The organism is Klebsiella sp. SWET4 (assembly GCF_024296565.1).
Lineage (GTDB): Bacteria > Pseudomonadota > Gammaproteobacteria > Enterobacterales > Enterobacteriaceae > Klebsiella > Klebsiella variicola.
In genome coordinates, this window is sequence record NZ_JANCOB010000004.1 from 310,574 (window position 1) to 333,633 (window position 23,060).

At 54.1% G+C, this 23,060-nt stretch carries 20 protein-coding genes and 4 pseudogenes; 8 read left to right on the plus strand and 16 right to left on the minus strand.

Features of this window, described 5'->3' with window-relative positions:
- Positions 1-60: 60 nt before the first annotated feature.
- Positions 61-633, plus strand: coding sequence for a TetR/AcrR family transcriptional regulator (locus NKJ21_RS12865; RefSeq protein WP_032738874.1), 573 nt, complete (start codon positions 61-63; stop codon positions 631-633).
- 237 nt (positions 634-870) lie between these two features.
- Here the strand turns inward: NKJ21_RS12865 and NKJ21_RS12870 are convergent.
- The 7 genes and pseudogenes from NKJ21_RS12870 to NKJ21_RS12900 all read right to left on the minus strand — a co-directional run.
- Positions 871-982: pseudogene (locus tag NKJ21_RS12870) on the minus strand (DNA primase); the annotation flags it as partial.
- A gap of 54 nt (positions 983-1,036) precedes the next feature.
- Positions 1,037-1,369: a type II toxin-antitoxin system PemK/MazF family toxin gene (locus NKJ21_RS12875; RefSeq protein WP_008804165.1), complete on the minus strand. Its 333-nt coding sequence runs from the start codon at positions 1,367-1,369 to the stop codon at positions 1,037-1,039.
- Complete coding sequence (locus tag NKJ21_RS12880) at positions 1,370-1,627, minus strand: AbrB/MazE/SpoVT family DNA-binding domain-containing protein (RefSeq protein WP_012541132.1); 258 nt, start codon at positions 1,625-1,627, stop codon at positions 1,370-1,372.
- A 332-nt stretch (positions 1,628-1,959) separates the two neighbouring features.
- A complete protein-coding gene (locus tag NKJ21_RS12885; RefSeq protein WP_049010775.1) occupies positions 1,960-2,166 on the minus strand; it encodes a helix-turn-helix transcriptional regulator in 207 nt (68 codons plus the stop codon).
- A pseudogene (locus NKJ21_RS12890) lies at positions 2,163-2,356 on the minus strand (hypothetical protein); the annotation flags it as partial. The pseudogene NKJ21_RS12890 and the gene NKJ21_RS12885, both read right to left, overlap by 4 nt.
- A 172-nt stretch (positions 2,357-2,528) precedes the next feature.
- Positions 2,529-8,105: a DUF3320 domain-containing protein gene (locus tag NKJ21_RS12895; RefSeq protein ID WP_232684471.1), complete on the minus strand. Its 5,577-nt coding sequence runs from the start codon at positions 8,103-8,105 to the stop codon at positions 2,529-2,531.
- Positions 8,106-8,599: 494 nt separating this feature from the next.
- A pseudogene (locus NKJ21_RS12900) lies at positions 8,600-8,698 on the minus strand (transcriptional regulator); the annotation flags it as partial.
- 235 nt (positions 8,699-8,933) lie between these two features.
- Here NKJ21_RS12900 and NKJ21_RS12905 point away from each other — a divergent pair.
- Entirely contained in the window at positions 8,934-10,034 is a 1,101-nt protein-coding gene (locus NKJ21_RS12905) for an AarF/UbiB family protein (protein WP_022065756.1), read from the plus strand.
- Here NKJ21_RS12905 and NKJ21_RS12910 read toward each other — a convergent pair.
- The 3 genes from NKJ21_RS12910 to NKJ21_RS12920 form a co-directional block, all read right to left on the minus strand.
- The gene (locus tag NKJ21_RS12910; protein WP_016161433.1) at positions 10,031-11,002 is read right to left on the minus strand and encodes a sensor domain-containing diguanylate cyclase; all 972 of its coding nucleotides are present in this window, start codon (positions 11,000-11,002) and stop codon (positions 10,031-10,033) included. The genes NKJ21_RS12905 and NKJ21_RS12910 overlap by 4 nt on opposite strands.
- Before the next feature lie 205 nt (positions 11,003-11,207).
- Entirely contained in the window at positions 11,208-12,044 is an 837-nt protein-coding gene (locus NKJ21_RS12915; protein ID WP_008804155.1) for an alpha/beta fold hydrolase, read from the minus strand.
- 176 nt (positions 12,045-12,220) lie between these two features.
- Positions 12,221-12,796 carry a hypothetical protein gene (locus NKJ21_RS12920; RefSeq protein ID WP_239270530.1) on the minus strand — a complete coding sequence of 192 codons (576 nt, stop codon included), beginning with the start codon at positions 12,794-12,796 and terminating at the stop codon, positions 12,221-12,223.
- A 131-nt stretch (positions 12,797-12,927) separates the two neighbouring features.
- Between NKJ21_RS12920 and NKJ21_RS12925 the strand changes: the two genes are divergently transcribed.
- A complete protein-coding gene (locus NKJ21_RS12925) occupies positions 12,928-13,842 on the plus strand; it encodes a LysR substrate-binding domain-containing protein (RefSeq protein WP_044614633.1) in 915 nt (304 codons plus the stop codon).
- Positions 13,843-13,847: 5 nt separating this feature from the next.
- Here NKJ21_RS12925 and NKJ21_RS12930 read toward each other — a convergent pair whose 3' ends face one another.
- Both NKJ21_RS12930 and NKJ21_RS12935 read right to left on the minus strand, forming a co-directional pair.
- Positions 13,848-14,183, minus strand: coding sequence for a DUF1869 domain-containing protein (locus NKJ21_RS12930; RefSeq protein WP_016161436.1), 336 nt, complete (start codon positions 14,181-14,183; stop codon positions 13,848-13,850).
- A 6-nt stretch (positions 14,184-14,189) separates the two neighbouring features.
- Positions 14,190-14,522 carry a DUF1971 domain-containing protein gene (locus NKJ21_RS12935; RefSeq protein ID WP_008804152.1) on the minus strand — a complete coding sequence of 111 codons (333 nt, stop codon included), beginning with the start codon at positions 14,520-14,522 and terminating at the stop codon, positions 14,190-14,192.
- Positions 14,523-14,619: 97 nt separating this feature from the next.
- On the opposite strand from NKJ21_RS12935, the pseudogene NKJ21_RS12940 reads away from it, so the two are divergent.
- Positions 14,620-14,747, plus strand: a pseudogene (locus tag NKJ21_RS12940) (hypothetical protein).
- On the opposite strand, the gene NKJ21_RS12945 reads toward NKJ21_RS12940, so the two are convergent.
- Together NKJ21_RS12945 and NKJ21_RS12950 are read right to left on the minus strand one after the other, a co-directional pair.
- On the minus strand, positions 14,744-16,654 hold the full coding sequence (locus tag NKJ21_RS12945; RefSeq protein WP_012541126.1) for a bifunctional diguanylate cyclase/phosphodiesterase: 1,911 nt from the start codon (positions 16,652-16,654) through the stop codon (positions 14,744-14,746). The pseudogene NKJ21_RS12940 and the gene NKJ21_RS12945 sit on opposite strands and share 4 nt — an antisense overlap.
- Positions 16,655-16,664: 10 nt before the next feature.
- Complete coding sequence (locus NKJ21_RS12950) at positions 16,665-17,162, minus strand: molybdopterin-dependent oxidoreductase (RefSeq protein WP_012541125.1); 498 nt, start codon at positions 17,160-17,162, stop codon at positions 16,665-16,667.
- A 306-nt stretch (positions 17,163-17,468) separates the two neighbouring features.
- On the opposite strand from NKJ21_RS12950, the gene shiA reads away from it, so the two are divergent.
- Positions 17,469-18,788, plus strand: coding sequence for a shikimate transporter (gene shiA, locus NKJ21_RS12955; RefSeq protein ID WP_012967624.1), 1,320 nt, complete (start codon positions 17,469-17,471; stop codon positions 18,786-18,788).
- Positions 18,789-18,834: 46 nt separating this feature from the next.
- Positions 18,835-19,575 (plus strand): lipoate--protein ligase A, encoded by a 741-nt coding sequence (locus tag NKJ21_RS12960; protein WP_023340479.1) that lies wholly within the window; start codon positions 18,835-18,837, stop codon positions 19,573-19,575.
- Here NKJ21_RS12960 and NKJ21_RS12965 read toward each other — a convergent pair.
- Entirely contained in the window at positions 19,535-20,491 is a 957-nt protein-coding gene (locus NKJ21_RS12965) for a LysR family transcriptional regulator (RefSeq protein ID WP_239270531.1), read from the minus strand. The genes NKJ21_RS12960 and NKJ21_RS12965 overlap by 41 nt on opposite strands.
- A gap of 115 nt (positions 20,492-20,606) precedes the next feature.
- On the opposite strand from NKJ21_RS12965, the gene NKJ21_RS12970 reads away from it, so the two are divergent.
- Complete coding sequence (locus tag NKJ21_RS12970) at positions 20,607-20,996, plus strand: tautomerase family protein (protein WP_032730768.1); 390 nt, start codon at positions 20,607-20,609, stop codon at positions 20,994-20,996.
- Between the two features lie 21 nt (positions 20,997-21,017).
- Here NKJ21_RS12970 and NKJ21_RS12975 read toward each other — a convergent pair whose 3' ends face one another.
- The gene (locus NKJ21_RS12975) at positions 21,018-21,749 is read right to left on the minus strand and encodes an HPP family protein (protein WP_038421492.1); all 732 of its coding nucleotides are present in this window, start codon (positions 21,747-21,749) and stop codon (positions 21,018-21,020) included.
- 200 nt (positions 21,750-21,949) lie between these two features.
- Here NKJ21_RS12975 and NKJ21_RS12980 point away from each other — a divergent pair, with 200 nt between their 5' ends.
- Positions 21,950-23,059, plus strand: a complete 1,110-nt coding sequence (locus NKJ21_RS12980) for an adenosylhomocysteinase (RefSeq protein ID WP_023340482.1) — start codon at positions 21,950-21,952, stop codon at positions 23,057-23,059.
- Position 23,060: the final 1 nt, after the last annotated feature.

Genomic DNA, 23,060 nt, shown 5'->3' on the forward strand with positions numbered 1-23,060 from the left:
TTTATATTAAAAGGTTACGGTTTTTAGCCCATCCCAACCTCTAACTTTGGAGTTCTTAAGTTGTCCGTATCGAAGAAACAACATGTTCTGGACACTGCGACTGCCTTATTTTCCCAATATGGTTTTCACCCCGTGGGTGTTGATTGGATCATCGAAGCGTCTGGTGTTGCCAGGATGACGATGTACCGTAATTTCCGTGGTAAGGAAGACTTAGTAAAAGCCGTACTGAGGCAGCGCTCTGACTACCTGACTGAGCAATTAAAGACACGACTTAAGGACAAGCCCAGCCTGGACGAGAAAATCATTGCAATATTCGATTGGCGCGGCCAATGGTTTTGTTCGACTACCTTCGCTGGTTGCCTGTTTGGTCGAGCAGTGGCTGAGTTTCCGGACCACTCAGACATCCGTGAGATTGCCCTCGATTACAAGCGCAAGCTGCACGGCCTGATACAGGACGAAATCGCCCAATACCATCTCCCCGAGACTGCTGCGACCCTCGCGAACTACATCATGATGCTGCTTGACGGGGCGACTGTGAATGCCCAGGCATTTGGCGAAAGTTACTTTGCCGGTGAGGCGTGTGATGCGGCGTTAATGCTGCTTCGATTCAATGCAGGCAAGCAGATTCGCTGAGAGAGGTTTCTACTCCCGTAGCCTGTCATTCCGTATCGCCAGAAAAGACACCAATTCGAGTGGATTTCAGTTATCGATCACCTTGTGGATCAAATTGCACCTGCTGCACTGCAAATTATTGAACACGATATTTGCCGAGCTACAGAAGGCTACGTCTATGCCATGGATACTCACTGTGCTACGTTGCAGGTTAAAAACCATATAACCCCATTCCCTTGCGGTTATATGGTTCCGCTCTCAGAGTTTGCCTATCAGATAAGAATGCGCTTTAGAGGCGGCGCTGGCCGGCCGCTTTGAAAATATAGCGCTTGTCGTTTTTCAGCGCTTTCAGCCAGGAAGCAAAGGAGCCACATTTAAAAAGCCTGCTTTCGAGCAGGCTTTTTGCTTTTTTGCGTCGCTGACGTTAACTGAGAATCGCATCCAGCCTGGCAAGCACTTCATTGACAACGGCGTCTGGTATGCGTTCCAGACGCTTGCCGTTCCGGGCCGCCATATCGATAGTTCTGGGCTGGTCGCAGCGAATAACGCCTGTTGTTTTGGTCCCCGCCTCTTCCAGTGAAACCGTGAAGCCTGCTGTACGTGCAAAGTTTCCACCGCTGGTGACGGGAACCACGACCGGTAGCCGGGTCAGCTTGTTAAACGATGCCTTCGATACAATGAGGACCGGACGTTTTCCACTTTGCTCGTGGCCAGCAATCGGATCCAGTGAAACAAGCCAGATTTCCCCTCTGTCCATTTACAGAATCTCCTTGCCCACCGCAGGCGCATCAATCCATTCCCGATCCTCTTCGCTCATTTCGGCGTGCGGATCGCACTGCGCCAACAGTTCCTCAAGCGAATAATGGGGCCGTTTCTGCGGTTCAATAATCAGGCAGCCATTATCTATAGTCATACCCACTTCGCTGTCTGTCGACAGCTCCAGCGCTTTCAGCACGGCGGGAGGAACCGCCAGCATGATGGATCCGCCAACCTTTTTCAGGCGAGTTTTGTACATAAAGGACCTCCGAATATTATATTTTAATATAACATCCAGGGTGGATTGTGCACTATTACTCATCAGATTCATGGTGATTTCCTTAGCGTAATAAACCGCAATCCATCGAAGGACAGATCCCAGTTTTCAGCGGTGTGATGACCTGTAAAACGGCGACCATCCTGATACATCGGGCACTTCTTGCAGGTCAGGAAGCATTGTGTGCAGGCGAGAACTGATTTCGTTGTAAGAAGGCGATAATAGAAAACTGATTCTGGGGTTCAAAGGATTATGGCGAATCAGATAAACAAAATGCGGCGCTGCTTCCGTATCCGGGTTGCGCTGGAGGAACATCAGCGATAGCGCGAAGGCCAGATTTGCTCAGGCGCGATGCCTAACGCTTCCGCTATCAATCTTTCGCCTTTGGGCCAGCGGCGGTTAAGGGCATTGGTCAGCGTGGAGGACGCCAGCCCGGCGTTACGGGAAACCGCCGCCAGCGACGTTCCCCGCTTTTTCAGCGCCGCAATAATGTCGGCGGGATGCCAGTCCTGTTGCATCATGCCGTCACCTCGTCAATAAATTTCACGCCATCAGCGGTACGTAGCCAGCGCGAGGCTATCATTTCCGCGGCGAAATACTTAATCAGTTCATACAGCAGGCAGCTAAGGTGTTTCTCCATTTCAGAGTAAAAGCCTTGCCCTGCCTCAGGGTAAGAAAGAGACAATGGGGGCAAAGCTCTGTGTATTCAGGCAAGATTATACGGGATACTTACTGTTGTTCTGAAAAAGGGTCTAATTATAGAAGAACAGCTAACCGTCATAAAATACAATCAAACCACTTCTGAGTTGAAACCAAAAATAATCACAATTTTAAAAAAGATAAACTTAAAGATTACACCTTAAGTTTATCTTAATATTTAAAATCACTCGGCGACTATTTCTTTACCCTCAATAATAAGAGAATCTTCTTTTACAAGAGTGCCATTAAAGAGAAGCTCCTCAATCACCCCTGAAATTACTTTACGTAAGGTGCCACTTGTTGCTTTAAATCCAAGGGATCTAGAAATAGACATAACTATCTCTTCTTCTGTCGCACCGAGGTTATGTTTTACGACCTGAGTAATTCCCACAGCAATTTCCTGAGGTGGCAGCATTTCCGACTTACGCAGTCCCGACGACTGAACATGCTGTCGATTCCGTAAGATAATTTTTGATTTTTTATGTATTAAAATTTGCCCATCCTGAAGAATATCACCTTTGTTGCAAACCAGACTAACAGCCCTGTTGACAACGGCCTCAATTCTTGCACCTGCACGTTGTAATCCCCAGGCAGTTCGTAACCTGGTGATAACTTCACCCACATGAACAGGAGATTCAACCTCAACTATCTGCTCAATTATTTCGCTGAGAATACCTAATGGGGTTTCATGCAATTCATACCCCATATTAACGGATGGAGTAGCCTCCACATAGTCCATCTCAGATTCTTTAGTAATATCCGAATCGACAAGACCAATCTCTACGACAGGTCCTCTATCAACAGTAACAATTTCAACAGGTACCGCACGGGTCCTTTGCCTCAATTGTTCTGTCCGTTCTGAAAGTTCTTTTTTGGCAGACTCTATAGCTTGAAGTGTACGTTTCAGTTGTTCATCAGGGCGGTGGAACCAATCCGTACTCCAGATACGATGAATAATCCACCCATGATCTTCTAGTACAGCCTGACGCAAGCGATCACGTTCGCGAGCAGAACGTGAGGAATGATAAGCACGACCATCGCACTCAATACCAATCAAGTATCGCCCTGGCATATCTGGATCAGCAACAGCTAAATCTATAAAGAATCCAGCAATACCTACCTGAGGATGGACTTGATAACCAGCTTTCTGAAGCGCATCAGCAACCTGTACTTCAAATACGCTATCCATTTCCCTTTCCGACCGCTGAGCCAAAGATATCCGACCGGTACGGGCATATTGCAGGAAGAGTTTAAAAGCAATTACACCTTTTCCCTTTGCCCTTTCCAAATCAATATCTTCGTCTGTAATCGAAGCAAAAACCTCACATCGACGTTTGGCGCGGCTGATTAATACGTTCAACCTTCTTTCACCCCCCTCTGACCCCAAGGGACCAAAACGCATCGCCATGTATCCTTGTGTATTTCTTGCATAGCCGACAGAAATCATAATTACATCACGCTCATCACCTTGCACGTTCTCAAGGTTTTTAACGAAGAAAGGCTCGCTCGGATGCGCATTGAAGAACTCTTCTAAAATGGGATTTAGACGGCGAAGTAACTCGAGCTCGTCCTGAATAGCTTTACGTTGGGAAACAGAAAATGTTGCAACGCCGAGTGACTGTTCGGGATATTTATGGGCATGCTCCATGATTGCTTTTGCGACAGCTTTAGCTTCTATCGTATTGGTTCCCTTACCGCCAGACTCAAATACACCATCCGGGATATGGTGGAACTGCAGACCCATACCTGCTTCCTGGGTGTATGGGCTCGGCACGATAAAAAGTTTATTCTCATAGAACTGACTATTGGATACAGCAATCAAGGATTGATGACGGCTGCGGTAGTGCCACCGCAACATACGTTGAGGTAATCCCCTTGCAACAAACAGGCCCAATACACTCTCTATATCAGCAACCTGAGATACTTCATCATCATCATCATTAGCAGCAGATTCTGTCATCTTAGCGAAGAATCGCGTAGGTGGAAGTTGGCGTTCATCCCCGACGACGACCACCTGCTTACAGCGAGCAATTGCACCAATCGCATCAACCGGTTGTATCTGACTTGCCTCGTCCATGACCAAAAGATCGAACTTCTGTTTTCCCGGAATGAGGAATTGAGCAACAGATAACGGGCTCATCATCATGACCGGCTTGAGCGCTTGTATAGCCACTCCAGCCTTTAGCATTAGCTGACGAATTGGTAAATGCCCCCTCTTTTTCACCATTTCCGAACGCAGAACCCCCACAGGGCCGATACCACCGCTCCTGGAAGGGATTTGCCTATGATGGGCACGCACAACCTCAAGACTGGCAGCTTTGATACGTTTAAGGTCAAGCTCTGCAAATCCTGCAACCTGACGAGAATGAAGCTCACCATCAAAACGCACTAAATCAGGTTCGTCATGAGCCATAATTTTAAGTAACGACTCGAAATAGGTCCGCTCTACGGCAGAAATAGAAGAATCTAGCGAAAGATCTCCACTTGCGAGTTTTTCTATTACCTCAGCTAATCCATATTTTCTAGCCTGCGTAACACGATGCTGATACGCAACCCATTTAGAGAGTTGTTCTGAGTTCTCAACCCATGTTTGGAGTTTTTCGCACGCAAGCGCTATTTTTAATTTATCCGAGGATGACCCCATAAGGGTTTCGATAGTTCCTTTTAATTCCGTCGCGATTTGTTCCAGTTCATTGACTATCTTTTGGCTGAACAGGTGAGTTTCTCGCGCGAAATGGACAGTTTCAGCTTTGTCAGCCAGTTTTGCCGCGACGAAACGTAATGCACTGTTCTCCTCTAACCAAGAACAAGCCTGACTCAGATAATCCCAATCAGATGACAGTTCTTTCCACTGTTCGTCAAAAGCATTTTTTACAAGCAGGTCTTCTGCACGTATTTCTGCAATTAGTTTCTGCAACTCAATCATTCGGGTGATTAGCTGATAGCGCTCATCAATACGCGCAGGAGGGTTAACCATTACACGAAAGCATTGTTCATCGATCGCTATGAGATTTTGGACTTTCTCTTCAATGTAACCTAATGAGACGCGGGTGATAGATACCTGGTTGGAAAAATATTCCTCAGGTGAAAAACCGAATGCGCCCCATAGGATATCCAACGGGGTCCGAACCTGCTGCAGTAACTGGCTTAGTTGTTGCGCACGGAGTTTCACACTTTCGCGGTCAATAAGTCGGCTGGCCAATAAGCGAGCCTCAGCCCCTACCCCCCTTAGTGTTCTCATCCATTCAACTAATGCCATTAAAGAAGAGCTGTCACTTCTTTCACCACGCCAATCACTACCGAAGGCAGAATGACCAAAATCATTACCTTCCTGAATTTTTTTCTTCTCTGCCTGCGCCTTAATCAACTTATCCAACAATAAGATCTGCTGCTCAACAGGTAGCGAACGATCTCGCAGTAGAGAACCAACAAGTCCCCTCGCTTTTCTCCAGTTCCCATTGAGGTATCGGAAAATTCCAGTGTGGCTAGCCAGGAGATTCCTGGCCTCCTGAACATCCGTATTCCAGGCTACTTCGTTGATTTGGGAATCAAGAGAATCGCTAACAGTTCTGAAGGAAGCAATCGACTCAACCAGCTCAGCAGCTTTCTCAATACCATGATCCCAGACTGATGCGATAAAGGCATCTGGACTGGCATTAGGGGCCGCAGCAATTCTTTCACCCAACGTGATGAGACGTTCTATTTCCTGAACTGTGTAATACCCTTCCTGAGAACCGAGCTCTTCATGAAAACGAGCAGCATCAAGACGTAACTTAGATAAAGGTATTACTAGAGTACGAGCAGCGGAAAAACCATTAACCTGAAAATCACGAGGGAGCTTTGCCAGCGAATCTTCCAGTTCGGTAACTGGAGTTTCAATTTCTTCAGTTACTATATCTTCCTCAAGATCTAAACGCGCTTGCTGGTATTGCTTACCCACCGCAATAAGTCGTTTAACTGCAGGTGTACCATCATGCCAAACAGTAGAAGTAAAGGCCTTCACTGATAGGTCAGGTGCTTTATTGATGCACTCTGCGACCTCAACTAATTTATCAATTGAAGAGAATGTTTCAGGTACGGGTGTAACAGAAAGCTCGGCAGACAGATTTGCAACATCGTTTGTAAGATTTACCACATCTCTTTCAAGTTCTTGAAGACGTGGAAGCAATTTTTCTACATCTACAGGTAATATCTGCTCAAGACCAACGCCACTCCACGGATGCTGGGCGGGTAAACCAATATCTCTGATGCGTTCAACAATCTCCCTCACAAGCTCAAGACGTTTCTCAAGATCGTTGGCATTCCAATCCTCAAATTTTTCGAGATGAAAATCGGTCGGAGCCTGGCCTAACTGACGTAATCGAACAAGGTGCCCCATGACCTGATAGGGAGAGAAAGTTGAAGGATGATATATCTTGTGCAGCCTTGCCGGATGCTCGTTAAGTTTATCCCTCGCCTCCGTTAGGTTCCCTACCAGGGTGTCAGGAAACTCACCTCTTGGAGATCCGAGCTCCCAGACCCTTTTCAATTCTTCCAGAAAGACCCTTTTATTCGTCTTATTACTATGCAATTCTAAACAGGCATCGCCCACACCCGCTTGGTCAAGGCGACGTTTCACCACTTCAAGAGCTGCCATTTTTTCTGCGACAAATAAGACAGTCTTGCCATCTGCCACAGCAGAAGCAATGACATTCGCAATCGTCTGAGATTTCCCTGTCCCAGGAGGGCCTTGAATAATAAGGTTTTTCCCTTTCCGTACATCATGAATAGCAAGAGTTTGAGAGGTATCGCTATCCATAATATGGAGCATATCTCTCGGTGAAATAAAATGATCTATAGGGGCATCATCTGAAATCCTTTCATCCTTCTCATCAAACCCATCAACCATAAGTGACTGTATAAGAGGTTGTTCAGTGATATTGTCATTCTCTGGCCAGTTTTCTGGATCTAAATCCCGGTACATGAGGAATTTAGCGAAGGAGAAGAACCCTAAAGTAATATCGTTTTCTTGAACACTCCAGTCAGGTTTGGTCTGTACAGCCTGAGAGACCTCATCCATATACCCTGAAAGATCTAACTCCTCATCGGTGTTGATCTTAGGCAATAAAATCTCATGTGTCCGCTGTAGGTATGCTTCCAGAGAAAGGTTTTCAATAATCTCATCCTGCCTTGCCCGTAGTTTAAATCTCTCACCAGCAGTTCCACGCTCAAGAGATGCTGGAATCAAGATTAAAGGGGCATATCTAACATTTTCTTTATTATTTGGGTCAATCCATTTTAAGGTTCCAAGCGTCAGATAGAGTATGTTTACACCTTGTTCTTCTTCTAACGTTTTAGAATCATGGTAAAGATCCAACAATCTCTTTTGCAAACCTTGCGGAGTTAGCCTTGTTTGTAGTTTCGTATCCAGATGCTCAGCACTGATCGCTTTTGGATCAACATCCTCATCAAAAACAAACAGTCGATCATCAACAAGAGCATCATCCGAATCCGATACAATACCCTCATCATCCACTAACTCTCCCTTCTTCCCTTCCCTTCCCGGGAGAAAAGTAAATGCCTTTCCTTCTTTAACCAGTAAACGATAAATCTCCGTAGATCTCTCATCGATAATTTCTAAGAGCTTGGCTGTTCTTGAACGAGGGATATTGAGGAGTTTATTGCGTGCAGATAAATCCAGAAGCTCTGTACGAGCTCGCTCTAATTTTTGCTGAAGAGAAAGATTATTATTCTTAAACAGTGAATCTTCGTTATCATTCATGGCTGGGAGTCCGTAGTTTCTATAACATCATCATTGCATACCCACTTTATAGTGTAACGAAGGTATTCAATGTCAGAATGCTACCATCTTAGCCATTTTTTTAAGACAGTTCTAATCGAAATCTTTAAAAAAAGGTATCCACAGTGATACCCGTACTAGCTTCATTCTGATGAATGAGTTACAGGCTTTTGACCTGTTCCTCTGGACGGGTCTCCTTACTGTTTAAATACCTTTATCATAGACAGAAAAAACATTAATCCCTTATATATAGGTAATTAACTCCACGTAAAATCAAAAGAAAAGAATAAAATTCTTTAGATTTTTCCAAAAAAGGATCTATTCATATGAAATATGATACTTTATCTATCTATATCTATTATCGATTATTTTTGTGCTATTGAAAGGAATGGTGCGCGTTTAGCTTTTTTATCAGCCAGTTAATGGCAAAGGCGAACCCACTCAGAGGAGCCACATTAGAGAAGCCCGTTGACGTTTTACCGCGCGCATCCGTAGTGAGAACCATCCGGCAGTTCAACCTTCTGGAGCAGTTTGCCACCTGTTGCTTCAACGTCGCGTGTGAGCATGGAGAGTCGGGATAGCGAAACGGTTCAAGAGTCGTGAAGCGCGATGAGGCGAATAAACAAGCCGCCAGAACCCGCCGAGACTTACTGCGCCTTTCCCTGCCGCCTCCCTACGCCCCGAGTATCCTCCGTGAACGCCCCCCAGCTCAGCCTGAAAAAGCCCCCGCCAGTAGGATGAATTCACTACCGCTTGCGGGTGAGATAGCGTGGATTATCCACGCTATCTAACGTTATATCCGGAGGCACCATGAACCTCAGACAACAGCAACAGCAGGCGTTCGATCGCAGCGGAGAACCCCTTATCGTCGGCGACGTCAGCCACTGCCCGCTGCCACCCGAAACCCTCGCCGCACTGGGCCCCGATTCCCCTTATGTGGTGCAGGTATACGGCTCAGGCCTGACCGGGGAGGTTTACCGGTTGCGCATCGCTGGCAAGGAGTACAATTTAAAAAAACGACGCGCCATCGCCGGCGTCGCCAACCTCAACGGCCAGCTGTCGTTTTTAAATGAAGTGCAGCGCCGGCAAGCGTTGCAGCGGCTGAAGGATAACCCGGTCACCGCCCCGCGCTTCACCCACATCGTCCCAACGCTGTATGCCGATTATCGCCTCGGCATCCTGCTCTCGCCGTGGATCGATGGCGAGCTGATTCACCAGTTGACCCCGCCGCTGATCGCCCAGCTATTTACGACCCTGGAAGCCTGTGAGGAACAGGGGCTGATGGAGTGGGATCTCTGTCGTGGAAATCTGCTGGTGGACCATCAGGAGCAGCTGTGGCTGTTCGATTTTGGCTACATGTATCCCTTCGATCCGCTCAGGGAATTCAACAGCAACGGTCTGGCCGATCCGCTGTTCCACTTTGTCGAGCGCTTTGAGACCCGCTTCTTTTTTAGCTGGCTGATGACCCAGGTTCCCGGCGCGGAGCAGCAGCTGGCGCACTATCGCGATCTGAAGCGGCTGGCGCTCGAAAGCTACCGGCGCAAGCTCGCCTGGCTACGCGCCCGACAGGCCGCCCCGCAGGTGCAGGCCCATTTTCAGCAGATAACGGCGCGCTGGGCGTCGGCGCTGGCGGACCCAGCCGCGCTGAGCCGGTTATTTGCTGTGGAGGCTTTCCGCTCCCACGTGCTGGATATCGAAGACGATCTGCATGGTCAGTCGTGTACCTTACTCACTCTGCAACGTATCGACTGGGTGATAGGCCAGCTGGAACAGCATTATCGCTTTATCGCCGACGAAGGCGGTCTGTTTTACGATAACGAAGGCAAATCACAGCAGGCGCTGCTCAGCAGCTATGCGCAGAAGCGGCAGCAGGCGCAGCGGTACCTGCAGAACGCCTCCACGCCAGGTTAGCGACGCTCGCGACCCTGCTTCTGCTTCGCCTGGTACATCAGCCGGTCAGCGGTGGCCACCAGCGCGTTGAGACTGGGATGGCTGGCGGGATCGTACTCGACGCAGCCCCAGGAGAACGCCAGCTGCCAGGGGTGAGCCGCCTGCTGGTTGAAACGGGCCACGTTGTGACTGAGCGTCTCCATCGCTGTCGCGGCATCGTGGCGGCTGGTATTGGCGAACAGAATGATAAATTCGTCCCCACCCTGCCTGGCGAGGATATCGGACTCACGGAAGGCCGCTTTCATCAAATCGGCGATGGCGATCAGCGCGCGGTCACCCTCTTCATGCCCCCAGGTATCATTGATGTGCTTGAAGCGGTCGAGGTCGACAAAGGCGAGGCTTACCGGCTCCTGGCGGCGCTGGGCCGTCAGCAGGGCATACTCCGCCAGGGTAAGGAATCCCCGGCGATTAAACAGTCCCGTCAGCTCATCAGAGGTTGCTGCATCCAGCACCTTGAACTCATCCTCCACGATCGCCGCCAGATCGCTTAAGATCTGCATTTCATGGGCGGAAAATGAACGCGGCTGGTGGTCCATCAGACAAAAAGACCCGACGGTCGCGCCATCCGGCAGTTGCACCGGATACCCGGCGTAAAAACGGATAAACGGCGCCGCAATCACCAGCGGGTTATCGTGAAAGCGCTCGTCCTGCTGCATGTCGTTGACGATAAGCGGGTCGGTTTGCAGGATGGTATGGGCGCAAAATGAAATATCTCTCGGCACCGTGTCCACATCGAGGCCGGCACAGGACTTGATATGCAGGAGATCTTCCCCCACCAGACTGATGGACGCCACCGGCAGGTTATACAGCGAACGGGCAAGCCTGGTCAGGCGATCGAAGCGTTCTTCTTTTCCGCTATTCAACAGCCCGGAAGAGCGTAGCGATTGCAGGCGACGCTGCTCGTCGGGATGAAGTCCGGCTAATTTCATTGTCTCTCTCTTGTCTCTTGCGCAGAATTCTGCCGGGTTTCCACAGAGAAACCCGGCGTTTTATCCTGCCAGGGGGAAATTGTCGTCAGGTATCCCATGAGTTAAGCAGATTTCCCCTGCTCGTCAACCAGCGCGCCCCGGCGACTGGCGACCAGGGCGCTGGCGGAATGCCATTAACGGCACTCTGCCCGGCAAAAGGGGAAGATCAGGCGCGGATAAACGCCAGCAGATCGGCGTTGATGGTATCGGCGTGAGAGGTGTGCATCCCGTGCGGGAAGCCAGGATAAATGATTAGCTGGCTGTTCGGCAGCAGTTTGTCCTGCAGAATGGCTGCATTTTTATAGGGAACCACCTGGTCGTCATCCCCCTGCATCACCAGCACCGGCAAGGTGATCGACTTAAGGTCTTCCGTCTGGTCAGTCTCTGAAAACGCCTTGATACCTTCATAATGGGCCTTGGCGCTGCCGATCATTCCCTGTCGCCACCAGTTCTGGATCGTCCCCTGCGACACTTCTGCCCCGTCACGATTGAAGCCATAGAACGGGCCAGAGGCGACGTCGAGATAGAACTGGGCGCGGTTCGCCGCCAGCGCTTTGCGGAAACCATCAAACACCTCGATCGGCGTACCGCCCGGATTCTGCTCGGTTTTCACCATCAGCGGCGGGACGGCGCTAATTAACACCGCTTTCGCCACCCGCCCCTGCGGCTGGCCGTAGCGGGCGACGTAGCGGGCAACCTGGCCGCCGCCAGTGGAGTGCCCGACGTGGACCGCATTGTGCAGATCCAGATGTTCCACCACCGCCGAAACGTCCGCCGCGTAATGGTCCATATCGTGCCCCTCGCTAACCTGATCGGAGCGGCCATGACCCCGACGGTCGATAGCGATGACCCGAAAACCTTCGGCAAGGAAAAACAACATCTGGTTATCCCAGTCGTCGGCGCTCAGGGGCCAGCCGTGATGAAAGACTATCGGCTGAGCTTCCTTTGGACCCCAGTCTTTGAAGTAAATGTTGACGCCGTCTTGGGTGGTGACAAATGCCATGTTACAGACTCCTCTTTCAGGATAACCAGCCTGCAGGCCCGTGCCTGGGCTGAACGCCGACGGCGGCCGGCAGGAGTGCCGACCGCACAGGAATGTGATGCCTGTAACAGTGTAGAAGAAATTTGTCACCACGCCGGGTGACTTACCCCGCTCGCTTCATTTGCCGCCGGACTCCGTTACGCCGCGCTCTCCTGCTGCCTGATACGCACGATCAGCGCGCCGAGCAGCGACAGGTCCAGCAGCACGGCGAAGGCGAAGCACACGCCGCTGCGCCCGGCCCCGGCGGTGTGTTGGGCCAACAGCGTCGCCGCGATGACAACGACCACGCTCAGCAGCGTTGCGCCATCGATTCTGGGCCCACACTGCGCCGACCGTCCCGCCGCAATCCGCCAGGCGACAGCCGCCCCCGCCCCGCCGCACGCCACGCCCGGCAGCATGGCGGGCCAGTCCTGCCCGCCATACCAGGCCACCAGCGCCAGCAGCCAGCCGGCCGCCGACAGCAGAAAGGCCCAGCGCGTCGCCGCCAGGGGCGAGCGATAAAGCCAGGAATGCCCACGTGTGGATCCCCACCCGGCGCCGCAGGCGGCGATTAGCGCCGTCAGCAGACTCAGCATGCCGGTCACGCCGATAACGGGAACCATGTTTAACAGCAAGACTCCGGCGGCAAAAGCCACGCTCAGGGCGATGGCGCGGCCACGCGGCTCGATAATCCCCGCCGCGTCCGCGGCGGTGTAGCGGCTTACAACGTGCATAATTGACTCCTGACAGGCGAAGCAGCATGAATTTAATTCATGCCACTGTCTTTACATGCCCGTAGCCTAGCGCCACTATATTGCCTTACACAAACGCATAGTTTTCAGCCATAGATGAGAAAAACTCAGCCATGAAAACACCCCGTCTACCGCCGCTGGGGGCGCTGCGCGCCTTTCATGCCGTCGCCCGCCACCGCAGTTTTAAACAGGCCGCCGGGGCGCTCGGCGTCAGCGCGACGGCGGTCAGCCATCAGATTAAACTGCTGGAGTCGGTGCTGGAGTGCCGGGTGTGCGAACGCAGCGCACAGGGCGTTAGTCTGACTGCGGATGGCGAGATCCTCTACGCCGCCACGCAGCGCGCTTTTAGCGCCCTGGAACAGGCCGTCGTCCAGATCGCTCATGCCCGTCAGCCACCATCCTTAACTGTCACCACCACCTCCAATTTTCTCACCCACTGGCTGGTGCCACGGCTGGCGGACTTTACCGCCCGCTTTCCGGCTATCGACCTGCGTCTGCACACCAGCGTCGAACGGGTGGATCTGCAACTGGGTACCGTGGACGCCGCGATTCGCTATCGTGAAACGCCGGAGCCGGACCTGTGCTGCACGCTGCTGTATGAAGATCGTTTTATCGTGGTCGCCAGCCCGTCCCTGGGCCTCGCCCGGCCTGAAGATCTGCAGCGGGTGACGCTGTTTCACGTCGCCAACCGCCGCGTGCCGGCCGACTCGCCAAACTGGGAGAACTGGCGCCGCCGCTATGGGCCGTCGACGCTGAATATTGATGCGGGGTTAACCTTTAGCGATGAGACCCATGCCCTGCAGGCGGCGGTGGCCGGCCAGGGGGTGGTGATCGCCAGCGAACTGCTGGCGCGGGATCTGCTGCAGCGCGGGGTGTTGTCCGCGCCGTTTAGCTGTGCATTACCGGGCGCCTGCTACTACCTGGTCACCACCGAGGCTGCGGCGCAGCGCGCGGATATCATCGATCTGCGGGCGTGGCTGGTCGGCCAGATGGCGTTAGGTGACGGTCGCCATCCGGCGGAAGAGTAGCGGGCTTACCAGCCGCAAACGTTGGTCTCTTCATCGGACTCGTAGCCGCGAACGATATTGATCAGATCCTTCACCGTATCAGCGGCGGTGAGCGGGTCGCGCAGCGCCGCCAGCGAGGAAAAGGTTTTATCAACCGAGACGCCGTTATTATTATTGGTGACGGTTAACACCCACTCCTCTTCTTCATTGCCAGCTGGCAGGTCATCCAGCAGACTATTTACCGCCTCCACCGCGTGCTGCGGAATATAAAGCGCCATCGGTTTGAGATATATTTTTTCGCGTTTTTCCTGACGCTGGCCATTCTCAACTGCCAAGGCATAGCCTTTATTTTCGCTGTTCATCTCTTGTTATCCCTCGATGAGAATTTTCGGATCGACGTAAAAGTCGACATTAAAAACCGTGTCCTCGCTGAGCGCCTCAATACAGTGCCATTTCTCCGGCGGAAAAACGCCAAACTGCCCGGCTTCAATGGTCAGCGTTTCAACAGGCTCGGGGCTGGTTTCATCGGCATAGCCGAGATAGCGGATCGCCCCCTGCATCACCGAGAGACGAGGATAGACGCCCTGCCGGGTGCCGGCATCCAGATGGCGACGCCAGATAGAGGCCGGGGCGGTCTCCCTGGTCCACAGCGGCGTGCTGCGGGTGTGAACGTAATGGGTGGGAATAATGATTCGCTGCATGATGGTGCCTCACTTTACCGTCTCAAATGCGACGTTCAGAAATAGCCTATATGATGCATATCATATACCACTTTTAAACGCTAAGGATATTATTTTGTTGCTGCTTTTACCGTCTACTCCTTTTTATACCTCTCAGGGATTAGCGACGCGGTAAAATAAAAAAGGCGATTTCAGGATCCTGAAATCGCCCGGAGAATAAAAGTAAACGCGTTAAAAATTTGTTAGCGCAGCGGACTCGGCTTGCCGATTAAATACCCCTGGACCAGGTCGCACCCCAGCGCCTGCAGCGAGGTCAACTGCTCTTCGGTTTCCACGCCTTCCGCCACAATACGCATATGCAGACTCTTCCCCATACTGATAATCAGGCGAACGATATCCAAATCGTCTTTTTGCTCCGGAATATTGATAACAAACGAGCGGTCAATTTTGATTTTATCGAACGGGAAGTAGCTTAAACGCGACAGAGAAGAATAGCCGGTACCAAAGTCATCAATGGAAATCTGAATGCCCTGCTCGCGCAGCTGGCTGAGAATTTCCAGCGAACGGGTATTCTCATTGAACACGTCCGACTCGGTGATCTCCAGATCCAGGCGTCGCGGATCGAGGCCGGTCTGCTGCAGCACGCCGATAATGGTATCGGTCAACGACGTGTTCATCAGTTGAATCGGCGAAACGTTGACCGAGACTTTTAGCGGCGTCGCCCAACTGGCCGCTTCGGCGCAGGCGGTTTTCAGCACCCACTCGCCGAGGGTATTGATCAGGCCGATTTTCTCCGCGACGGGAATAAACACCGTCGGCGGCACAGCGCCGCGCACGGGATGGAACCAGCGAACCAGCGCTTCATAGCCGTAGATTTCACGCGTGACGGTATCGGCGATCGGCTGGTAGTAGACTTTAAATTCGTCATGGGCCAGCGCCTGCAGCAGGTCATCTTCGAACGATTTATTCTCCTGCAGGCGCTGCAGCATGCCCGGCCGGAAAATTTGCACATGACCGCTGCCCTCTTTTTTCGCCTCGTACAGCGCAAGGTCAGCACACTTGTACAGATAATCGGTCCGGCTTTCGCCGTCAGAGATAACGATCCCGATGCAGGCGTCGATATTAATCTGCGCATCGTAGATCTGATAGGGCTGGCTGATCTTCTCCCGGATAACATTGGCGCGCTCAAGGGCCATCTCTTCAGTCAGATCGTAAGAGAGCATCGCGAACTCATCGCCGCCAAGGCGATACAGCGTCTCGGAGGTTTTACGGAAAAAAGAGAGACGACTGGCCAGATCCTGCAGCAGCTTATCGCCAGCATCATGGCCGAGGGTATCGTTCACATCCTTAAAGCTGTCGAGGTCGAACAGCATCACCACCGCGCACCCCTGATAGGGGCGCACCTGGTTGACAATCTCCTGCAACCGCTGCCAGAAAGAGAGACGATTCGGCATACCGGTCAGCGAATCATGGTAGGCATCGTACTGCAGTCGGCGGTTCTGTACCTGCAACTTCTCTTTCGAGGCCTGCAGATCGTTGGCCAGCGTCTTCATGCGCACATGGGCGCGACGCAGGTTATTATTCTGCCGGAGCATCAACAGGCCGAGGGTAATACACATGGCGATCAGCAGAATGGAGATCACCGAGTAGATATAATAAAGATGCTGGATTTTATCATGCGTGATATTAACGATATTAATATCTTGCGTCAGGGTGGCGGCGGCCATTGAGGTCAGGGGGCCATCCAGTTCACTCAACACCGGCAGGATCTGTTTGACCTGCTCCGGCGTCATGGTATCAACTTGTTTATCAAGCAGATGAAGATTACGAATCAGCGTCGCGACCACCGCCTTCCGCTGTTCGCTTTTATTAATAAATTTACCCAGATCGCCCTGCTGCAGGAGTTCGATCTGGCTCATCATGATCTCCAGGCGCAGGCGCACCTCATCGTGGTCCGCCCCTTCGGCCCCGATCGCCATTCCCGCCAGACGAGACTCCAGTCGCATATATTCCGACACCATCTGCGACATTGACCAGGAGTCTGTATAGCGGGTAAATTTTTGCAACTCACTTTGTCGCTCATGCACCAGATAGGTAATATATCCGGTAACAATAAATAACGACAAAATAATAGCCGTGAGTATTCGATTCAAGATCCAACCCTTACTCTATAATAATCTTAGAAACTTGCCAGGCCGATCGGGAATAATAGATCTGGTTTTGTAATTCAGTGCTGCTGTCGTAAGGGTAGACGATAAATAATGGACCTTTATCACGAACGCGCATATATTCGCCGTTCATTTTTAAGGCCATAATGACCGGGAATTTATAAAAATCATCAATCGGGATAATGGTGGTGTAGTCGTTAAGCGCCAGCACGCGCGCGGATTTGCCCTTAGCGCCGACTAAATCCATGAGTTTATTAAGGGGAATGCCATCGAAACGAACCTTACCGGTGTACCAGGGGGTGGTGGTTTCCACCGTTTTCATCCCCAGTTTTTCCAGCGCCGCGAGGTCAAAAACGGCTTTGTCACCGACGTTCGTATTCCCGATTTTTCCGGAAATGGTCAGTACAGGTTTTCCTGTCGGCGCAGGCAGTTTTTCAGCGTAAGCGGAAGGCAACATGACAGAACAAAATAACACTGCAAGAAGTAGACGCATTTAACTCACCATTCCAGAGAAGGAGACATGTTAAGTGTAAACCATTTACGTCAATTCTTAAAAGGTGTCCCTCTTTGTTATCCGTTGATTTAATTAAAAGTATAAGCTGGCTGGCAAATTGCCAGATTGTTTAGTACAGGGTGTGATTTAGCCCGCCTTTCCCGTCGCTTCTTTTTTGCGCCATCTCCCCGCTTAGCAGGCAAACTACTTTCCTCCACGGCCGCTGCGCGGTAGTCTCAACGCTGACGCAACAGTAAAAGCGTCTCATTCCAATAACGACAAATTATGTGACAGACAGGACAGGGTATGGATTCAACAATAAGCGTGCAGCCCGCCGAGGCGCCAGATTCACTGCTTCGCGCCCGGCGGGCGGCATGGGGCAGTTTTGCCGGCGCGGTGGTCGACTGGTACGATTTTCTTCTCTATGGCATTACCGCCGCGCTGGTGTTTAACCGCGAGTTTTTCCCGCAGATCGGCCCGGCGATGGGGACGCTTGCCGCCTTTGCCACCTTCGGCGTCGGGTTTCTCTTTCGCCCGCTCGGCGGGATTATCTTTGGCCACTTCGGCGACCGCCTCGGGCGTAAACGGATGCTGATGATGACCGTCTGGATGATGGGTATCGCCACCGCCTGCATCGGCCTGCTCCCCTCGTTCAGCCAGATCGGCTGGTGGGCGCCGGCGCTGCTGGTGTTCCTGCGGGCCGTTCAGGGGTTTGCCGTCGGCGGGGAATGGGGCGGCGCGGCGCTGCTCTCGGTGGAGAACGCCCCGCAGGGGAAAAAAGCCTTTTACAGCAGCGGGGTGCAGGTAGGCTACGGCGTCGGCCTGCTGCTCTCCACCGGGCTGGTATCGCTGATCAGCAGCCTGACCACCGACGAGCAGTTCCTCAGCTGGGGCTGGCGCTTACCGTTCCTGTTCAGCGTGGTGCTGGTCCTTATTGCGCTGTGGATCCGTAACGGCATGGCGGAATCGCAGGAATTTGAAGCGCAGCAGAGCCAGGCCAACCTTCAGCCGGAGAAAAAGCGACTACCGGTGGTGGAAGCCCTGCTTCGCCATCCGGGAGCGTTTTTACTGATTATCGCCCTGCGGCTGTGCGAACTGCTGACGATGTATATCGTCACCGCCTTCGCCCTCAACTATTCCACGCAAAACCTCGGCCTGCCGCGCGAGCTGTTTCTCAACATCGGCCTGCTGGTGGGCGGACTCAGTTGCCTGACTATCCCCTGCTTCGCCTGGCTGGCAGACCGCTTTGGTCGCCGACGGATCTATATCACCGGCGCGCTGATCGGCACGCTGAGCGGTTTTCCGTTCTTTATGGCGCTGGAGAGTCAGTCTGTTTTCTGGATCCTGTTCTTCGCCCTGATGCTGGCCAATATCGCCCATGATATGGTGGTCTGCGTCCAGCAGCCGATGTTTACCGAGCTGTTCGGCGCCAGCTATCGCTACAGCGGCGCCGGCGTCGGCTACCAGGTGGCGAGCGTGGTCGGCGGCGGTTTTACGCCGTTTATCGCCGCGGCGCTGGTCACCTTCTCCGGCGGTTCATGGCACAGCGTGGCCCTCTATCTGACCGCGGGATGCCTGCTGTCGGCGCTCACCGCCATGCTGATGAAAAAACAGACCGTCCACTGACCCACCAGCGGAGGGCGTGACCCGCGCCCTCCGGTAAGGAGAATGCATGTCTCTGTTATCGCTGGCCGACTGCTGGCCTCGCCGTTTTACCCCCTCCTCGCTGGCGCTGCAGTTTTGCGAGGACCCCACCCAGGCGGAACAGCCGCTGTTTGCCAAAGCCAGCGCCGGGGAGGCCGTCGCCCAACTCTGGCAGGCGCCGCAGGGATTTGTGGTGCCCGGGAGCTATCGTCAGTTTGCGGATCTGCCGGCAGTCAGTGCGCATTTTGCCGCGCGCGGCTGGCCGGTATGGCTTCGCCGCTCCGGGGGCGGTCTGGTGCCTCAGGGGCCGGGCATTATCAACCTTAGCCTCGCCTGGCCGGTGCAGCAGTCGCTCGGCGAGGCCGCCGAACCCATCTATCACTCGCTGTGCGCGGTGCTGCAGCGTACCCTCGCGCGCTTCGGCGTTGCCAGCCACGCCCGGGCGGTAAACGGTTCCTTTTGCGATGGCCGGTATAACCTCGCCTGCGGGGAGGGCGAGGCGGCGCGCAAGATTGTCGGTACCGCCCAGTACTGGCGGCCGCTGACGGCAGGCCGCGGCCATGTGGTGCTGGCCCATGCGGTGATCCTTATTGACGCCGATCTGAGCGCGGCGCATCAGGCGGCGAACGCCTTTGAAGCGCAGCTCGGCAGCGAGCGGGTCTATTGCGCCGACAAAACCGTCACCCTCGCGCAGCGGCTTCCCGGCGAGCGCCATCTGCTTCCCCGCTTTAGCGAGGCGCTGGCGCGGGAGCTGGACGCGGCTCGCTAAAGGTCGCTTTCAGGTAGCGGCTGAAGGTTTCCACCGCGCGCGACACGCGCGGGGTATAGGGCCGGATGACGTACAGCTTATCGGCAAACACCTCCACCGGCTGCCACGCCGGGAGCAGCTCCTGCACCAGCCCGCGACCGATGGCCTCCAGGGCGCTGAAATCCGGCAGCAGCGCCACCCCAAGCCCCGCCAGCACGGCATCGCGTAGCGACTCGCTGTTATTCGTGGCGAAGGGCCCCTGCACATTGATGGTCACCCGTTCATCGGGCGCCTGGCGGGAGGCGAACGTCCACTGCGGGCGCTGTGGCCCACGGGGATAGGTCAGGCACTGGTGGTGGCGCAGATCGTCGGGGGTCTCCGGGCGGCCATAGCGGCGAATATAGTCGGCGGACGCGACGATCAGCGTCGCGGTGTGACACAGCGGCCAGGCGACGTGGGTGTCCGGGAGCGCCTCGCGCCGACAGTGGCGAATGGCAAGATCGAACCCTTCGCTGGCCAGAGAGACCAGCCGGTCGGTCACCTCAAGCTGCAAATGCAGCTGGGGATGCTGATGCAAAAACGGCGCGATCGCCGGGACCAGCTGCTGGCGGGAAAAGGCCACCGGCGCGGTCAGGCGCAGCGTTCCCCGCAGCGGCCCGCCCTCATCGCAGGCACCGGTGAAAATATCCCGCAACTGACCAAACGGCTCGTTGAGCTCCGCCACCAGCCGCAGTCCGTCTTCGCTGAGGCTCACGCTGCGGGTAGTGCGATGGACCAGGGTTTTGCCAGTCACCCGCTCCAGCTCGCTGATTTTCTGGCTGATAGCCGACTTGCTGATCCCCAGCTTTTCCGCGGCCCGGGTATAGCTTTTTTGCTCTTCCAGCACCGTCAGCCAGTACAGATGGGCCCAGTAACTCTCCGGACGACTCTCGCTCATGTGATTGTTCACCAGTAAAAACAATGTATTCAACTATAGCGGTTTTTGCCCGCGACGGCATCGGCTAGCATCCTGTTCAGCCCGTCATTATTCCCTAACGATAAGGAACACCTGCATGCCATTACTGACATTTGACCTGATTGAAGGCCGTACGGAACAGGAGATCAGAACCCTGCTGGATGCCGCCCATCGCGCCGTGCTGCGTGCCTTCGAGGTACCGGAACGCGACCGCTACCAGATTGTTCACGAAAACAAAGCCCACCATATGGTGATTGACGATACCGGCCTCGGACTGACCCGCTCGCGGGATCTGGTGGTGGTGCGGGTCTATACCAGCCCGCGCAGCGAGGCGCAGAAGCAACGCTTCTTCGCCCTGTTGCAGGAGGAGCTGGCGGAGCACTGCGGCCTGAGCGGCGATGATGTGATGGTGTCGATTATCAGTAATCAGAAAGGTGACTGGAGCTTTGGCCGCGGGGTCGCGCAGTATCTTACCGGCGATCTGTAACCCGCAGCCCGAAGCGCGCCCTTAGCGGCGGGCAGCCGTCGCGATGCGCTGGCGCGCCTGCTGCTCGATATTCTCCAGCAGTTCCTGGACATCGTCTTCATCAATGTCGAGGAACTGGCCTTCCAGCAGCGCGGCGTGAATATCCTCCCGGGTGACCGAGATGCCCATTGGCACCGCCCGGGGCTTGACCTCCTCCGCCGCCAGCGGATGCGGATAGCGGCGGCCAACCAGGTTATTAAATACGATGGCCAGCAGCGCCAGCATCAGCGAGTTGAGCAGCACCGGCGTCAGTACAAAGTGATAGCCTTCGCTGTGCACCCCGGCGCCGCCGAGGATCGCCGTCAGGGCCACCGCGCCGCCGGGGGGATGCAGACAGCGCAGAAAATACATCCCGGCGATCGCCAGCGCGGCCGCCAGCCCGCAGGCCAGCGCCGGGTCGGGAACCAGCATGCCCACCGTGACGCCGATCAGCGCCGACAGCACATTACCGCCGACAATCGACCACGGCTGCGCCAGCGGGCTGCTCGGCACGCCAAATAACAGCACCGCCGACGCGCCCATGGGGGCAATAAACCACAAATTGACTTCGCCGAGCAGCCAGTGGCTGAACATGCTGGTCACCGCCAGCCCGGTGCCGGCGCCAATGGATCCCAGCACGATATGCCGGCGGGCCACCGGTAGCGCGTGCGGCTTCAGGCGCCCAAGGAAAATCCGCAGCCGTGAAAACAGCCCCGCAGAAATGACACTCAACATCGCTTTATCGCTTAGGTCATAGGAATTACTTATATTTTATTTTCTTTTTTTAACCTTACATTAACAACCATGTATTTCACAGGGGGATAGCGTAGGCAATATCGTCCAGAGGGCACAGGGCTGTGAATTCTCGCGTGGGCTGATAGAATCCCTTTTCTGTCAGGGGGATACCCCTTTTGCGAACTGAAGGTCATAACCCAGTGAATAATAAAATCTCTTTAGCGAAAGAAGTGGCATGGGCCAGTCAGAATATGCCGCGTACCCTGCGTCAGGTCGCCGCCCTGCCCGACCTCAGCGGCGTGCGCCTGGCCTGCTGTATGCACCTCGACATGAAAATGATCCCGCTGGTGCAGGGGATCCTCGACAAGGGCGCTCAGGTCTTTTTAACCACCTGTAACCCCACCACCGTGCAGGACGACGTGGTGGCCTGGCTGGTGGAGCGCGGCGCCGAGGCCTGCGCGTGGCGCAATATGAGCGACGCCGACTGGCAACAATCATGGGAAAAAGCGATTGCCTGGCAGCCCACTCACCTGTGCGAGATGGGCGCCGATATCACCACCCTGCTCCACCAGCGCGGCGAGTTCGGTAACATCGTGGCGGGTCTGGAAGCCACTGGCTCGGGCGTCAATCGGCTGGGCGATATTCAGCCAGGCTATCCGATCTTTAACTGGGACGATCTGCCGGTCAAAGAGGGGCTGCACAACCGCCATATGGTCGGTCTCACCGCCTGGCACACCTTCTTCCAGACCACTCATCTCACCCTGCATGAGAAAAAAGTGCTGGTGATCGGCTACGGCCTGGTCGGCCAGGGCGTCGCGGCGGCGGCAAAAGCCTTTGGCGGTCAGGTGATGGTGGCGGAGATCGATCCTGCCCGTCGTCTGCAGGCGGCCTACGACGGCTGGCACGTGGTGGATCTGCAGGAGGCTATCGCCTCGGCGGACGTGGTGGCCACGGCGACAGGCGGGAAAAACGTGGTTAATCGCCAGGCGCTGGAGCGCGCGAAAGCGGGAGTCTTTATCCTTAACGTCGGCCACGTGGCGGAAGAGATCGACGGCGAGTACCTGCGCCAGTATCCTCAGGAAGAGGTGATGCCGTATATCAACGCCTACCGCATGGCCGACAAAACCATCTATCTGCTGGCCAATGGTTCGATGCTCAACCTGACCGCGGGCTTCGGCGACAGCCTGAACGCTTTTGACGTCACCCTGGCGGTGATGGCCAGCGGCATCCGCCATATTGTCACCGACGGCATGCGCGCCCCGGCGCAGGTTTACCTCCTGCCCCAGGCGATCTGGCAGCAGGCGCTGTAAA

Coding starts and splice junctions, on each gene's coding strand:
- NKJ21_RS12960 (WP_023340479.1), top strand. CDS start 18,835: ATGTCTCTGTTATCGCTGGCCGACTGCTGGCCTCGCCGTTTTACCCCC.
- NKJ21_RS12875 (WP_008804165.1), bottom strand. CDS start 1,369: ATGGACAGAGGGGAAATCTGGCTTGTTTCACTGGATCCGATTGCTGGC.
- NKJ21_RS12880 (WP_012541132.1), bottom strand. CDS start 1,627: ATGTACAAAACTCGCCTGAAAAAGGTTGGCGGATCCATCATGCTGGCG.
- NKJ21_RS12970 (WP_032730768.1), top strand. CDS start 20,607: ATGCCATTACTGACATTTGACCTGATTGAAGGCCGTACGGAACAGGAG.
- NKJ21_RS12930 (WP_016161436.1), bottom strand. CDS start 14,183: ATGAACAGCGAAAATAAAGGCTATGCCTTGGCAGTTGAGAATGGCCAG.
- shiA (WP_012967624.1), top strand. CDS start 17,469: ATGGATTCAACAATAAGCGTGCAGCCCGCCGAGGCGCCAGATTCACTG.
- NKJ21_RS12950 (WP_012541125.1), bottom strand. CDS start 17,162: ATGCGTCTACTTCTTGCAGTGTTATTTTGTTCTGTCATGTTGCCTTCC.
- NKJ21_RS12935 (WP_008804152.1), bottom strand. CDS start 14,522: ATGCAGCGAATCATTATTCCCACCCATTACGTTCACACCCGCAGCACG.
- NKJ21_RS12925 (WP_044614633.1), top strand. CDS start 12,928: ATGAAAACACCCCGTCTACCGCCGCTGGGGGCGCTGCGCGCCTTTCAT.
- NKJ21_RS12975 (WP_038421492.1), bottom strand. CDS start 21,749: ATGTTGAGTGTCATTTCTGCGGGGCTGTTTTCACGGCTGCGGATTTTC.
- NKJ21_RS12885 (WP_049010775.1), bottom strand. CDS start 2,166: ATGATGCAACAGGACTGGCATCCCGCCGACATTATTGCGGCGCTGAAA.
- NKJ21_RS12965 (WP_239270531.1), bottom strand. CDS start 20,491: ATGAGCGAGAGTCGTCCGGAGAGTTACTGGGCCCATCTGTACTGGCTG.
- NKJ21_RS12910 (WP_016161433.1), bottom strand. CDS start 11,002: ATGAAATTAGCCGGACTTCATCCCGACGAGCAGCGTCGCCTGCAATCG.
- NKJ21_RS12905 (WP_022065756.1), top strand. CDS start 8,934: ATGAACCTCAGACAACAGCAACAGCAGGCGTTCGATCGCAGCGGAGAA.
- NKJ21_RS12915 (WP_008804155.1), bottom strand. CDS start 12,044: ATGGCATTTGTCACCACCCAAGACGGCGTCAACATTTACTTCAAAGAC.
- NKJ21_RS12920 (WP_239270530.1), bottom strand. CDS start 12,796: ATGCACGTTGTAAGCCGCTACACCGCCGCGGACGCGGCGGGGATTATC.
- NKJ21_RS12895 (WP_232684471.1), bottom strand. CDS start 8,105: ATGAATGATAACGAAGATTCACTGTTTAAGAATAATAATCTTTCTCTT.